Source organism: Delftia sp., assembly GCF_059499305.1.
The window spans coordinates 194,324-208,883 of record NZ_JCABYI010000040.1; the positions used below are offsets into that span (position 1 = coordinate 194,324).

The 14,560-nt window shown below is 69.6% G+C and carries 8 protein-coding genes; 4 read left to right on the plus strand and 4 right to left on the minus strand.

Annotated features, from left to right (window positions below):
• Positions 1-127: 127 nt before the first annotated feature.
• Positions 128-2,074, plus strand: coding sequence for a trypsin-like serine protease (locus AC5I49_RS28645; protein WP_279993085.1), 1,947 nt, complete (start codon positions 128-130; stop codon positions 2,072-2,074).
• An 82-nt stretch (positions 2,075-2,156) separates the two neighbouring features.
• Here AC5I49_RS28645 and AC5I49_RS28650 read toward each other — a convergent pair whose 3' ends face one another.
• The 3 genes from AC5I49_RS28650 to AC5I49_RS28660 are packed head-to-tail and all read right to left on the minus strand — an operon-like array spanning position 2,157 to position 7,604.
• A complete protein-coding gene (locus AC5I49_RS28650) occupies positions 2,157-4,994 on the minus strand; it encodes an Hsp70 family protein (RefSeq protein WP_495790231.1) in 2,838 nt (945 codons plus the stop codon).
• 58 nt (positions 4,995-5,052) lie between these two features.
• Complete coding sequence (locus AC5I49_RS28655) at positions 5,053-6,918, minus strand: Hsp70 family protein (RefSeq protein ID WP_495790232.1); 1,866 nt, start codon at positions 6,916-6,918, stop codon at positions 5,053-5,055.
• Positions 6,919-6,920: 2 nt separating this feature from the next.
• Positions 6,921-7,604: a DUF2760 domain-containing protein gene (locus AC5I49_RS28660; RefSeq protein WP_133072732.1), complete on the minus strand. Its 684-nt coding sequence runs from the start codon at positions 7,602-7,604 to the stop codon at positions 6,921-6,923.
• Positions 7,605-8,102: 498 nt separating this feature from the next.
• Here AC5I49_RS28660 and AC5I49_RS28665 point away from each other — a divergent pair, with 498 nt between their 5' ends.
• A complete protein-coding gene (locus tag AC5I49_RS28665) occupies positions 8,103-8,978 on the plus strand; it encodes a hypothetical protein (protein WP_043823815.1) in 876 nt (291 codons plus the stop codon).
• Positions 8,979-9,078: 100 nt separating this feature from the next.
• Positions 9,079-9,783, plus strand: a complete 705-nt coding sequence (locus AC5I49_RS28670) for a riboflavin synthase (protein WP_046241446.1) — start codon at positions 9,079-9,081, stop codon at positions 9,781-9,783.
• A gap of 13 nt (positions 9,784-9,796) precedes the next feature.
• On the opposite strand, the gene AC5I49_RS28675 is transcribed toward AC5I49_RS28670, so the two are convergent.
• Positions 9,797-12,316, minus strand: coding sequence for a heavy metal translocating P-type ATPase (locus AC5I49_RS28675; RefSeq protein ID WP_495790233.1), 2,520 nt, complete (start codon positions 12,314-12,316; stop codon positions 9,797-9,799).
• Positions 12,317-12,464: 148 nt separating this feature from the next.
• On the opposite strand from AC5I49_RS28675, the gene AC5I49_RS28680 reads away from it, so the two are divergent.
• Complete coding sequence (locus AC5I49_RS28680; RefSeq protein ID WP_495790234.1) at positions 12,465-14,375, plus strand: bifunctional metallophosphatase/5'-nucleotidase; 1,911 nt, start codon at positions 12,465-12,467, stop codon at positions 14,373-14,375.
• Positions 14,376-14,560: the final 185 nt, after the last annotated feature.

The window sequence follows — 14,560 nt, forward strand, 5'->3', positions numbered from 1 at the left end:
CTGCCGCTGCAGCGCAGCGACCATTCTAGGAAGCGCCGGACGGCCCTGCCGTCACCGGGCTGTCACGCACACAACACCTAAAATGCCCGGGTTTCGCAATATCCACCAATCCGTTGAGAGGGAGCTCATGACCGATCTTTTCGACACCACTGCGCGCAGGGGTTTGCGCAGCGTCGCGCTGGCGCTCGCCCTGGCCGGCAGCCTGGGGCTGGCATGGGGGCAGGAGGGCGCCACAGATGTGCCTCAGTTCATCCCCCGCATGAGCGTGGACTCGCGCGTCCAGCCGCAGGACACGCCTCGGGAGTTCCTGGCTTCGCGCAGCATGTCTTCCCCCGCAGCCGTCACCCCCACGCCGCTGCGCGTGGAACTGGGCACCTGGAAGGATGTGCGAGCCGCCTCGGCCACTGTGGGCGGCGCCCTGCAGGTGGGCGCACAGCGCCCCAGCAGCCAGACCGCCACCACCCAGGCCCTGGGCGGGCAACTGCAATGGCAGACCTCGGCCGACGGCGGGCTGATTGCCGCAGTCAGCGTGCGCTCCGAAGGTGCCTACGGCATTCGCCTGGGTGTGGAAATCGAGCAGTTGCCCGGCAGCGCACTGCTGCGCATCTATGCCCAGGGCGACCGCGCCGGCGCCTATGAAATTTCGGGCCAGCGCGTGCTCCAATTGCTGCAGGCCAACAAGGACGCAGGCGATGCCAGCGCCGACGGCCGCACCTGGTGGACTCCCGACAGCGGCGGCGACGAGGTCACCCTGGAGATCGACCTGCCGCCCGGCACGCCTGCCGATGCGCTGCGACTGGCCATTCCGCGCGTCATGCACGTGTACGAGAACCTGTCGCTGCCGCTGGAGGGCGAGAACGTGTTCTCGGCCCAGCTCAACGAGTCCCTGTCATGCCACCTGGACTCCACCTGCTATGACGCCTACAGCGCGCAGCGCAACGCCGTGGCGCGCATGTTCTATGTCCAGAACGGCCAGGGCTATGTGTGCTCGGGCACGCTGATCAACGACAAGGCAGGCTCCGGAACGCCCTACTTCCTCACGGCCAACCATTGCATCAGCACCCAGACCGTGGCCTCCACGCTGGAGACTTCGTGGTTCTATCGCACGCCCTCGTGCAACAGCCGCACGCTGTCGTCGGCCTCGCGCACGCTGCGCAACGGCGCCACCCTGCTGTACGCCACCGCCACCTATGACGGCAGCTTGCTGCGGCTCAACGAAGCCGCCCCTGCAGGCGCCGTCTTTGCCGGCTGGTCCACCCAGGCCCTGACCAGTGGCGCCAAGGTGGTAGGCATACACCACCCGCGTGGCGACCTGCAGAAGATCAGCTTCGGCACCTATGACCGCTCCTTGGCCTGCGAACCCTCCAGCGATGCCACCATGACCTGCCGGTACCGCGATGGCGGCTACCTCAGCGTGAATTGGGACCAGGGCCTGACGCAGCCGGGCAGCAGCGGTTCGGGCCTGTTCCTGAATGGCCTGCTGGTCGGCACGCTCTACGGCGGCGACGACCAGACCTGTTCGCGCACGGGTGGCAACTCGATCTATGGGCGCTTTGACCTGCTCTTCCCCAATGTGCAGAAGTGGCTTGCTGCAGACACGGGCACGGGCGGCGTCGGCACCGGACAGGCCCGCACCGCCATCTACCGCTTCTTCAACCGCCAGACCGGCGCTCACTTCTATACCGCCAGCGCCTCCGAGCGCGACTATGTGGTGGCCACCTACCCGGCCTTCCAGTACGAGAACGTGGCCTTCTATGCGTCCACCCAGCCGCAGCAGGGCCTGGACCCGGTGTTCCGTTTCTTCAATACGGCCTCCGGCGCGCACTTCTTCACCATCAGCCAGCCTGAACGTGACTACGTGCTCGCAACCTATCCCAGCTTCAAGAGCGAGGGCACGTCCTGGTATGCCCAGACGGCCGCCGGCAATGGCACCGTGCCCATGTTCCGCTTCTTCAACGTGCAGACAGGCACGCACTTCTACACGGCCAACGCGGCTGAACGCGATTTCGTGATCGCCAGCTATCCCGTTTTCAAGTACGAAGGTGTCGCCTACTACGTCTGGAACTCGCAGTAAGCACAGCGCACTGCACTTGCTGCAGTGCCTCCCCAAGAAGAAGGCCCCGCACTGCGGGGCCTTCTTCTTGGAGCAACAGCCGTCACCCCACCAGCACCAGCCCCGGGGGCAGGCTATCCCCAAAGCTGCGCTTCGCATCCTGGGCGTCCATCTGCTGGACCTGTTCCACCAGGTCGATCCAGCGCTGCGGTGCACCGGCGCCGCGCAACCGCTCCAGCACCAGGGCGCGCTGGACATCGGACAGGTCCAGCGCACGGTCGCCCGTCATGCGGGCCATCTGCACGGCAGCGAACATGGCGGTCTCATTGCGGCGCCAGTCCTGGGCCAGGGTGGCGTCCAGGAACTCCTGCGCAGCCTCGGGCGGCATGACGCGGTGGGCGTTGGCCGCCAGCGGCATGCGCGCGGCCAGCCGGCCTATGGCCCACCAGGTCTGCACGGATTCACCAGGGTGCTTCAGCCGCTGCAGCATCCACTGGCCCATTTCCTGGCGGTACTGCCAGGGCACAGCTTCCATGGCGGCGAACAGGCGCAGCATGTCGTCGTAGCTGCCATGGGCGGACTTGCCCTGGCTGCGCTGCGTGGACTGCTGCACGGCCTTTTGCATGTGGCCGGCAACCTCTTCCAGCAGCTCCATCTGCCGGGCCTCGTCCAGGCCTGCGGCCACGCGGCGCCAGAACACCCACCATTCGGTGCGGTTGGCAGCCTCGCCGCCATGGCCCAGGCCCTGGCCATGCAGTTGCCAGACCTGCTGCATGCGCCAGCCGTCCAGCTCGGCGCCCACGCCGGGGCGCAGGCACCAGCCTGCCAGGTTCAGCCAGACGCGCTCGTGCTCGGCCGTGCGGCGGCGGCGCCTGGCGCGGGCCAGCAAGGCGTCGAACAGTGCGCGCAGCAGCGGCAGGTCCCAGTCCTCGCGCGGGCCCAGCCGTCGCTCCAGCGACTGGCGCAGCTGGCGGACCTCCTTGGCCGTCACCTCCTGGGCCTGGCTGCCGAAGATGCGCTCGATCAGGGCCACGGCGTCCGCCAGCCGGCCCTGCCGGGCAGAACGATCGCCGGTGTCCTGCGCATCTGCGGCCAGCGCACCACGCACGCTGAACGGCAGCAGCCACTGGCGCTGCGCATCGTCGGCGGCCACGCAGCGCACCTCCAGCGTGCCGACCTCGGTCATGCAGGCCTGCAGTTGCACTTCGACCTGGGCCTTGTCCCGGCCTTCGGGCGCGGGCAGCACGGTGGACAGTGCGGGCAGCTCGACCCAGCCCTCGCCGTCGAGCGCCGCGATACGGCCGGCCTGCGCAGGCGCCGCCGCCAGGCTGTTGGCCACCAGCGAAAAGCGCACGGCCTGGCCCAGGCGCAACGCAAAGCGCCGGCCGGAGAGCACGATGCGCACGCCCTCCTCCGTGCCGCGCGGCAGCAGGCAGATGCCCTGTGGTGCGGCACCCGCCTTCTCGGGCAGGACCAGCCAGTAGCTGCGCGGCGAGCCACCGCCGATGCGCGGTACCGGGGCGGGCACAGTCCGGGCATCTTCCGATTCCGGCAGATCCTCAGACGGACGGCTCTGGACATGCATGGCCAGGCCATGCGCCGCTGCGCCGCGTGCAACGGCCCAGTCGGGATGCGGGTTGTGCAGCAGGCGCAGCGGCTGGCCGCGCCAGGCCTGCAGCTGCGCCACCAGCCGCTGGGCCAGCGCATGGGCGTGGAAGACGCCGCCATTGAGCAGGACCGCATCGGGCAACTCCCCAGCCGCGTGCTGCGCGAGGAACTGCGCCAGGTGCCGTGTGATCGCCGCATCGGCAGGATAGGGCAGCCCCAGGCCGCGCAAAGCGCCCTGGCGCCGGGTGGGCAGATCCTGCAGGCCGGCCAGCGGCATGAAGCCTTCGACCACGGCCTCGCGCACCTCGTCGCGGCGCAGCGTGGCCGTGCGCGTCTGCGCCAGCAGCTTCGATCCGCCGCCCAGCAGGGTCACGGCCACGGACTCGGGCGCATCGTCGGCCAGCAACTGTTCCTTGGCCATGCGGCAGCGCTGCACCAGTTGGGCGAAGCGTGCGGCGGGCAGACGCTCGCCGGGCGGGGCGAACTGCGGCTCCAGCCGATGGGCCAGCGCCAGGTCCATGTTGTCGCCGCCCAGCATCAGGTGCTCGCCCACGGCCGTGCGTGTCAGCACGGGCAGGCCTCCAGCTTCAGCGGGCTGCACGCGGATCAGGGTCAGGTCGGTAGTGCCGCCGCCCACATCCACCACCAGCACCAGGCGGCAGTGCGCCAGCTCGGCCGCCAGGCGTTCGCCCTGCAGCACCAGCCAGTCGTGGAAGGCGGCCTTGGGTTCCTCCAGCAATTGCACCGCAGGCAGGCCGGCCAGCCGCGCGGCCTCCAGCGTCAGTGCGCGCGCGCCTTCGTCGAATGAGGCCGGCACGGTCAGCACGACCAGCTGGTCCCTCAGCGGCGCGCCGGGGTGCGTGCGGTCCCAGGCCTGCCGGACATGGTCCAGGTAACTGGCCGAGGCCTGCAGCGGCGACAGCCGGGCCACCTCTTCGGGCGCGCCCCAGGGCAGGATGGCCGCCGTGCGGTCCACGCCCGCGTGCGACAGCCAGCTTTTGGCGCTGGCCACCAGGCGCGACGGCACGGCCGCGCCCAGGTCACGCGCCCAGCGGCCATTGACGGCGGGCGCTTGCGCATCGGCGCCCAGAGCAGTCCAAGGCTGCTGCCAGGCATCGCCGAGCTCGCCGGGCGCCGCCTGGTAGCGCGCCGAGGGCAGCAGCACCTGGGCCGCCACCTCGCTGGCCGAGACGCGCTGCGCCACGGGCAGCAAGGCGATGTCGGCCGCCGTGCCGCCGACGGACACATGCGCCACCACGGTGTGGCTGGTGCCAAGGTCGATGCCCACGATGTGGGCGGCGTCGGGAGCGAAGGGGGCGGCAGTATCAGGCATATCGGCAGTCATACAAGGCACGGTGCGCGGCCCGGACCGGGCCTGCCGCCGGGGCGGGCTACGCTACATCGGCCCGCACGTCGAACTCCACCTTCCAGCGTTCTTCGCCACCCACGGGCACGGCGTTGAGCTCCAGCGTGCCGATGTCGGTCACGCGTGCATGCAGGGTGACGGGCACGATCTCGCCGGGCGCACGGCCTTCGGCGGGCAGGTGGGCCTCGATTTCCTGCAGCTCGACCAGTTCCTCTGGGCCCCAGAAGTCCAGCATGGTGCCGACCTGGTCGGCGCGGCGCACGGAGGAGCCGAAAAAGCGCAGGCGCACGGGCTCGCCCACGACCAGGCCGAATTCCTGGGTGTCCAGCGCCACCTCGGTGCCCTCTTCCATGCCGAAGGGCGCCAGGCACAGGGCCGAGATGGGCGGCTCCATGCCGGGGATGGCGGGCATGTTGCTTTCCACGCCCACGTAATAGCTCTGCGCCGTGCCGCCACGGATGCGCACGCCACGGCCCGCAGCCGCCACATGGCCGAAGTAGGCGGCGCCGCGCGCCACGGCCAGGTCCAGGTTGGCGCCATCCAGCAGGCGCGCGGGTTGCGCGCCTTCGCCGGCCAGCCAGCCGTTGACGACTTCCAGGATGCGCTGCTCGATCTGCGGCGCCTTGAGCACGCCGCCGTTGAACAGGATGGCCGAGGGATGCAGGAAGGACGCGCCCTCGGGCTGCGTGCCCTGGAGGCCTTCGATCTGCTCGGTGGCGCCGGCCTGGCGCGAGAGGAAGGCCGCCAGGTGGCGCGTGACGGCTGCGTCCTGCGCATAGGGCAGGCCCAGCTGGGTCAGCGCGGCGCGCGCGCGGGTCTGGGGCTTGTCGGAGACGGCTGCGCGCGGGAAGAAGCCTTCCACCAGCATCTGCAGCACCTCGTCACGCGTGACCTCGGTGCGGATGCTGCCGCCGATGAGCTTGCTGCCCCGGCTGGGCACGACCACGGGCACGGACTGCAGCGAGGCGTCGGCCAGCAGTTGCTCCTTGGCCTGGCGGCAGCCATGGGCCAGGGCGCGGGTCTGCCAGGCGTCGAGCTGCTTGCCCTCCTGGGCCAGCTTGCGGGCCACGCCGTAGGCCAGGGCCAGGTCCATGTTGTCGCCGCCCAGCAGGATGTGCTCGCCCACGGCCACGCGCTGCAGCTCCAGGCCGCCGTCCTTTTCCAGCACGGCGATCAGCGACAGGTCGGTGGTGCCGCCGCCCACGTCCACGACGAGGATGATCTCGCCGCTTTGTACCTGCTTGCGCCACTGGCCGCCGCTGGCCTGGATCCAGCTGTACAGCGCAGCCTGGGGTTCCTCCAGCAGCGTGAGCCTCTGGAAGCCCGCGGCGCGGCAGGCCTCGGCCGTCAGCTCGCGCGCGGCCGGGTCGAACGAGGCGGGAATGGTCACCGTCACGTCCTGGGCGTCGAACGGCGCCTCGGGATGGGCCTGTTCCCAGGCCCAGCGCAGGTGCGACAGGTAGCGGATGGAGGCGGTCAGCGGCGAGACGCGGTGCACCTCCTCGGGCGCATCGGCCGGCAGCAGGGGCGAGCGGCGGTCCACGCCCGGATGGCACAGCCAGCTCTTGGCGCTGGAGACCAGCCGTATCGGCGTGGCCGCGCCGCGCGATCGCGCGAACTCGCCCACCACGAAGTCCTGGCTGGCGCCCCAGGGCAGGGCCATGTCGGCCGCAGTCAGCTCGCTTTCATGCGGCAGGTAGAGGAAGGACGGCAGCAGCGGGCGTGCCTCCACGCTGGAGGGGCCGGTGAGCTGGGGAATGTCCAGCACGCCCTGCTCCACCTTCTCGCCATCGCTGGCCTGGCGGTCCACATAGGAGAGCGCGCAATGCGTGGTGCCCAGGTCGATGCCGATGCTGTAGCGCGCCTGGGAGGATTGACGGGACTGGTCCATGCTCACAGCTCCACCTCGGCCTGGGCCACGATGGCGGCAGCCTTGTGATCGGTGAGCTGGGGCAGGCGGACATCGTCCACGCGCCAGCCACGGTGGCCCAGCGTGCCCGTGAAGGGTGCCTGGCCGACCACGTTGCCCGTCAGGCGCATGGCGGCGGCATCAAAGCCTGCGGCCAGCGTGACGCGGCTGCCTTCGGCCTCCGTCCGTACGGGGGCGATGCTGAAATGCTCACGCAGCACCTTGCGGCAGCCTTCGTGCACCACGCGGGCGGCGGCGCCGATCTCGGCGTCGGCGTAGCCGGCCACGTCTTCCTGCACGAAGTCCACGAAGCGCGCCTCGCGCTGCAGCAGGCCCAGCAGCTGCAGGGCGGCGGTGCCAGCGGGTGCGGCCGGCTCCACGACGGTCTTTTCGACGATCTTCTCGACCGGCACCTCGACACGCTTTTCAACCACTTTCTCGACCACCTTTTCGACAGGCACCTCGACGCGGACCTCGACGATCCGGTCCACGGGCACCTCCACGCGCACCTCCTTGGGTGCGGGCGGCGGCACGTCGGCGGCCAGCGGCTCGCCGTCGCGCAGCCGGGACACATCGGCGGCCAGGCGGCCGTTGCCGAGGATGGCGAAGAAACTGCCGATCGCGATGGCGATGCGGCTCAGGAACGAGGGGGGAGTCTTGGAATTCATGGGCTTCTCTTGGCGAGAGGACCCTGCCGGGCCGATCGCCGCGCAGCAGGGCAACCGGGCGCCGATGGTCCTCCACCGGGCGCCCGCAGGGTCCGTGATGTTACCCAAAGCAACGAAGCCCCGTCCTGTACACGCCCCCATGCCCCCGTGCGCAAATGGCCTGGCGGCATAATCGCGGCTGCTAATCCCCCTGTCCATGGCCCCTACACGCCTTTTCCGCCACGCCCCGACCCGCTGCACCGCCTTGCGCGCGCAGCGGCCGCAGCGCGTGCACGGCGTGCCCACGGCCTTCATCAGCCTGTGCGGCTTCACGGCCCTGCTTTCCGCCGCCGTGCGGAAAGCCTGAGGTCCAACCCCAGCTTCCCGCACGGCCCCCGCAGCGAATCCGCATGCAAACGCATGCCAGGAGCTGCCGGCCCACGCCCGCATCGCCCTGGCCTGCACGCCTTTCAGGCTGCGCCGCCGCATGGCACAGCCGCTGTGACCCAGGAGCTGACGATGGACATGGAACTCTCCCAAAACTTTCTGCGCGCCAAAAGCCCTTGCGCGGCGGGCTTTCGCTGGTTCGTGCGCAACCGCCATGACGGCAACGACTACCAGCGCGTGCTCGACGCCCTGGTGGGCGATGGCCGCGTCGAGGACGCGCGCTGGCTCATGAACCAGTTCGGCCCCACCGACGCCGTGCTGGAGGTCGATCACCTGGAGGCCGATGCCCTGGTGTTCGCGGGCAGCGTCGTCGTGCATGGCGAGCTGCGCGTGCCCGGCCTGCTGGCCGTGGGCCGCACGCTGCAGGCCGGCGCCGGCATCCACGCCGGCCGCATCGAGGCCGGCCAGGACCTGCACAGCGGCGGCGCCATCTTCTGCAGCGGCCCGCTGCAGGCCGGCGGCCTGGTCAAGGCCGCCTGGAGCGTGGACGTGCACGAGGAACTGCGCGCCGAGGACGTGCGCGCCGGCTGGGAGCTGCGCTGCGGCGCCGACCTGCGCCTGGGCGGCGGCGCACAGGCCGGCCAGGACATCGAGGTACAGGGCGCCATCCGCTGCGGCAAGGGCCTGCGCGCGGGCGGCAGCATCCGCGCCAGCGGCCTGATCGAGCTGGGCCACGGCCTGTACGCTGGCGCCGACGTGGAAGGCGGCAGCCACATCGAGGTGGACTGGGGCATGCGTGCGCTGGGCGACATCCGTGCGGCCTGCAGCATCCGCGCGGGCGAGACCCTGCATGCCGAAGGCGAGATCGCGGCCGGCCCCGGCTACGGCATCTATGCGGGCATGAACGTGCAGCAGGATGCCTGGCCGTCCTGTGCCTGGGTGCATGCGGCGCAGCGGCCCCCAGCCCTGCTCAGCGGCTGGTGGGAAGAGGCAGCGGCACCAGCCTGATGCCCGCAGGGACACGCCGGCCTGCGCCCCCGCAGCGCAGCGCCGCGATGCAAAATACCCGCTTCGCCGCCGCCCGGGCGGCTCCAAGGAATCCCACATCGTGTTCACCGGCATCATCCAGGCCGTGGCAAGCATTGCCGCGCTGCGCGACCAGAACGGCCTGCGCACCTTCACCCTCGACTTTCCCGAAGGCTTCTGCCAGGACCTGGCCATCGGCGCCAGCGTCTCCACCGACGGCGTGTGCCTGACGGTGACCGAGATCCTCTCGCCCACGCGCGCCACGTTCGATGTGATGCTGCAAAGCCTGAACATCACCACGCTGGGCGGCTATGCCGTGGGCGGGCGCGTCAATGTGGAGCGCGCGGCAAAGGACGGCGCCGAGATCGGCGGCCATCCGCTGTCGGGCCACGTGGACTTCACCTCGCCCGTGCTGGAAGTGGCCTCCAGCGACACCAACCACCGCATCCGCTTCGGCATTCCCGGGGGCTTTCGCCACTACGTGTTCGCCAAGGGCTACATCGCCATCAACGGCGCCAGCCTCACGGTGTCCGAGGTGGACCGCCAGGCCGGCTGGTTCGAGGTCTGGCTGATCCCCGAGACGCGCCGCATGACCGTGTTCGAGTCCAAGGGCGTGGGCGACCTGCTCAATGTGGAGATCGACCGCAGCACCCAGGTCGTGGTGGACACGGTGCGCGAGACCGTGCAGCAAAGCCTGGGCCGCCTGCAGCCCGTGCTCGAGGCCCTGCTGAAAGAAAAGGGCCTGAGCCTGGACGACTTCATAGACGTCCCCAAGCTGCCCGGCTGACTGCCTTCGTCGTTCAACGACCCGCCGCCAGCGGCGGACTGAAACGCCGCAGGCGCAGCGCGTTGCTGAGCACGAAGACGCTGGACAGCGCCATGGCCCCGGCCGCGAACACGGGCGACAGCAGCGTGCCGTTGACGGGGTACAGCAGGCCAGCGGCCACGGGGATCAGGGCCACGTTGTAGGCAAAGGCCCAGAACAGGTTCTGGCGGATGTTGGCCATGGTGGCCTTGGACAGCGCAATCGCATTGGGCACGCCGCCCAGGTCGCCCGACATCAGCACCACGTCGGCCGCCTCGATGGCGATGTCCGTGCCCGTGCCGATGGCCAGGCCCACATCGGCCTCGGCCAGGGCCGGCGCGTCGTTGATGCCGTCGCCCACATAGGCCAGCGTGCCGTGCTCGGCCTTCAGGCGCTTGACGGCATCGACCTTGCCGCCGGGCAGCACCTCGGCCACCACCTCGTCGATGCCCAGCTGGCGCGCAATGGCCTCGGCCGTGCGGCGGTTGTCGCCGGTGATCATGGCCACCTTCAGGCCCAAGGCGTGCAGGGCGGCAATGGCGGCCGGCGTGCTGTCCTTGATGGGATCGGCCACGGCGATCATGGCGGCCAGGCGGCCGTCCACCGCGGCATACAGCGGCGTCTTGCCTTCGTCGCCCAGGCGCGCGGCCTCGTCTGCCAGCGTGTCCACCTGCAGGCCCAATTCGCGCATGAAGCGGTCGGCACCGATCTCCACGCGCACGCCGTCCACCTGGGCGCGCACGCCAAAGCCTGTCACCGATTCAAAGCGATCCACGGCACCCAGCGGCAGATCCTCGGCCTTGGCAGCATCCACGATGGCGCGCGCAATCGGGTGCTCGGAGCGGTCCTCCACGGCCGCCACCAGCGCCAGCACGCGGCTGCGCTCGCCCTCGAAGCCGGGGGCCAGCACCAGGTCGGTCAGCTCGGGGCGGCCGCGCGTCAGCGTGCCCGTCTTGTCCACGGCCACCACGCGGGCGTCTTTCAAGGTCTGCAGCGCCTCGCCCTTGCGCAGCAGCACGCCCATCTGCGCGGCGCGGCCCGTGCCCACCATGATGGAGGTGGGCGTGGCCAGGCCCATGGCGCAGGGGCAGGCGATGATGAGCACGGCCACGGCATTGACCAGCGCAAAGCTCAGTGCGGGCGACGGCCCCCAGGCCAGCCAGGCGCCGAAGGTCAGCAGGGCCACGGCCATCACGGCCGGCACGAACCACATGGTGACCTGATCCACCAGCGCCTGTATGGGCAGCTTGGAGCCCTGGGCCTGCTCGACCATGCGGATGATCTGCGCCAGCAGCGTGTCCGCGCCCACCTTGGTGGCGCGAAAGGCCAGTGCGCCGTTCTGGTTCACCGTGCCGCCGACCAGTTCGGCACCCGGGGTTTTCTCGACCGGCACGGGCTCGCCGCTGATCATGGATTCATCGACGAAGCTGCTGCCCTCGATGACCTCGCCATCGACGGGAATGCGCTCGCCGGGCCGCACCTCGATGGTGTCGCCCGCACGCACGGCGGCGATGTCCACTTCCTGCACGGCGCCGTCCTTGCGCACGCGCGCCGTCTTGGCCTGCAGTCGCACCAGGCGGCGGATGGCCTCCGAGGTATTGCCCTTGGCGCGCGCCTCCATGAAGCGGCCCAGCAGGATCAGCGCCACGATCACGGCCGCCGCCTCGTAATACACATTCACCGTGCCGGCCGGCAGCCACTGCGGCAAGAAGGTGGCCACCAGCGAATAGGCAAAGGCCGCCGAGGTGCCCACGGCCACCAGCGAATTCATGTCGGGCGCGCCGCGCAGCAGCGCGGGAATGCCTTTCTGGAAAAAGCGCAGGCCCGGCCCGAACAGCACGATGGCCGACAGCAGGCACTGCAGGTACCAGCTGTTCTGCGTGCCGATGGCCTGCCCCACCCAGTGGTGGAAGGCCGGCACCATGTGGCCGCCCATCTCCAGCACGAACACCGGCAAAGCAAACACCGTGGCCACGATCAGCGAGCGCTTGAGCGAGGCCCGCTCGCGCGCCTGGCGCTGCTCCGTGCCGTCTTCGGCCGGCGACTGCGCTGCGCCGCCTTCACTGGCCGGGTTCGCGCTGGCGCCCAGCGGACGCGCCTCGTACCCGGCCTTGTGCACAGCTGCCACAAGGGCCGCCACATCTGCGCTGCCAGCCAGCGTCACCACTGCACGTTCGGTGGCCAGGTTCACGCTGGCCGATTGCACGCCCTCCACCTTTTTCAGCACCCGCTCCACGCGGCCCACGCAGGAGGCGCAGGTCATGCCCTCCACTTCCAGTTCCACGCTGGACTGGGGCACCTCGTAGCCGGCCTTCTCGATGGCTGCAATGGCGGCGGGCAGATCGGCCGCGCCCTCGAAGCGGATGCTGGCCTTTTCGGTGGCCAGGTTGACCACGGCTTCCTGCACGCCCGGCAGCTTCTTGAGCGCGCGTTCCACACGCCCCACGCAGGAGGCGCAGGTCATGCCCTGAACGGGCAGGTCTATGGCCATGCCGGCCTTGGTCGATGCATTCATTGCCTGACTCCTTTGTTCTCGCATGCGGGCACTTTAGAGATTGCCACCATGTCAAGGTCAAGCCCCCTGCAGGGCGCTTTCATCGCCATGTCATCTGCCTTGCCCAGCATCGGCGGCCGTGACAAACCGATACAGAGAGAACCCGTTCATGTCCTTGACCTCCCATCGCCCCGCCCTGCGCCCGCTGGCCGTGGCCCTGGCTGCCTCCGCCCTGATCGCCGGTTGCGGCGGCTCCGGCAACGACACGCCCGCAGGCCAGCCGCTGGAGCTGCGCATTCTGCACATCAACGATCACCACTCCACGCTGGAGTCCAAGAGCAAGACCTTGCAGCTGGACGCCGGCACGGGCAAGGCCGAAGCCGTGGCCGTGGACGCCGCAGGCTTTGCGCGCGTGACCCAGGCCATCGAGGAGCTGGCCGCGCAGTCGCCCAACGTGCTCAAGCTGCATGCCGGCGACGCGCTCACCGGCACGCTGTACTTCAACCGCGCAGGCGCCGACGGCGAGGCCGATGCCGCCCTCATGAACACCGTCTGCTTTGACGCCTTCACGCTGGGCAACCACGAGTTCGACAAGGGCGACAGCGGCCTCAAGTCCTTCCTGGACCGCCTGCGCACAGGCACCTGCAAGACGCCCGTGCTCAGCGCCAACGTGCGCTTTGGCGCCAACTCGGCCCTGAACGCGGCCAAGGCGCCCGGCTATGTGAACCCCTCCACCGTGGTGGAGCGCGGCGGCCAGAAGATCGGCATCGTCGGCCTGACCATTGCGGGCAAGACCAAGGCATCGTCCAGCCCCGATACCGACACCACCTTCGAGGACGAGGCCACCGCAGCCCAGCGCGAAATCGACGCGCTGCGCGCCAAGGGCATCAACAAGATCATCGTCATGAGCCACGTGGGCTATGAGTACGACCGCCAGATCGTGCCCAAGCTCAGCGGCGTGGACGTGGTCGTGGGCGGCGACTCGCACACCCTGCTCGGCCCCGACGTGCTCAACACCACGGGCGTGGGCACGCCCGGCGGCGCCTACCCCACGCGCCTGACCGACAGGGACGGCAGCCCCGTCTGCGTGGTCCAGGCCTGGGAGTACGCCCAGGTCGTCGGCGACCTCAAGGTCCAGTTCGACGCCGACGGCCGCGTCACCCAGTGCACGGGCACGCCCCATGTGCTGATCGGCGACAGCTTCACCATCGCCGGCAAGGCCGCCACCGATGCGCAAAAGACCGCGCTCAAGGCCAGTGCCGCCGCCACCGGCGTGCTGCGCGTGACCACGCCCTCGGCCAAGGCCACTGCCGCGCTGCAGCCCTTCAAGGACAAGGTCGCCCAGTTCAACCTCAAGCAGGTCGCCACCGTGCCCCGGGAACTGTGCTCGCGCCGCGTGCCCGGCGGCGTCGGCACCATGAACTACAGCCAGTCCAGCGCCGCATGCAATGCCGAAGGCAGCGTCAGCGTGCGCGGCGGCGACATCCAGCAGCTCGTGGCCCAGGCCTACCTGGAAGAAGCCAACCGCCACTACGGCGGCGCCGACATCACCCTGCAAAGCGGCGGCGGCGTGCGCATCCCGCTGCTGGGCCAGGTCACGGCCGCCCAGGTCATCCAGGTCCTGCCCTTCGGCAACAAGCTGTTCCGCCTGGACATCACCGGCACGGAAGTCAAGGGCATGCTCGAGGACGGCCTGCAGGCCGTGTACGGCCCCAGCGGCACGACCGGCCCCTACCCCTACACGGGCGGCCTGCGCTTTGACGTGAATGCGGCAGCGGCGGCCGGCCAGCGCGTATCGGGCATCGAGGTGTATGACAACGCGAGCAAGACGTGGAAGCCGCTGGATACCGCGCGCACATACAAGCTGTTCGTGCTGAGCTTCAATGCCACGGGTGGCGATGGCTACAAGACGCTGGCGGCGGTGCCTGATGCGCGCCGTCTGGACATTGGCGTGCTCGATTCCGATGTGTTCTTCAACTACATCGAGAGGCAGCCGGTGGATGCGGTGTCTGGTCTGCCGCAGCTGTCGCGGCTGCCGATGGATCTGTACAGTACGCGTAGTTTTCAGGGTGGGCGCTGAGTCTTCCTGATGGGTCCAGGGATCTGTTTTGTTCCCTGCCGGGGGGTTGTTTTTCGAGGCCGGGTCTCGGCCCGGCGGCCGACCTACCTTCTTTTGCTTCGCCAAAAGAACGTAGGCCAAGAAAAGGCGACGGTACGACTCACACTCATAGGTGACACATCAGTACAAGGACATGGGTAACAGAT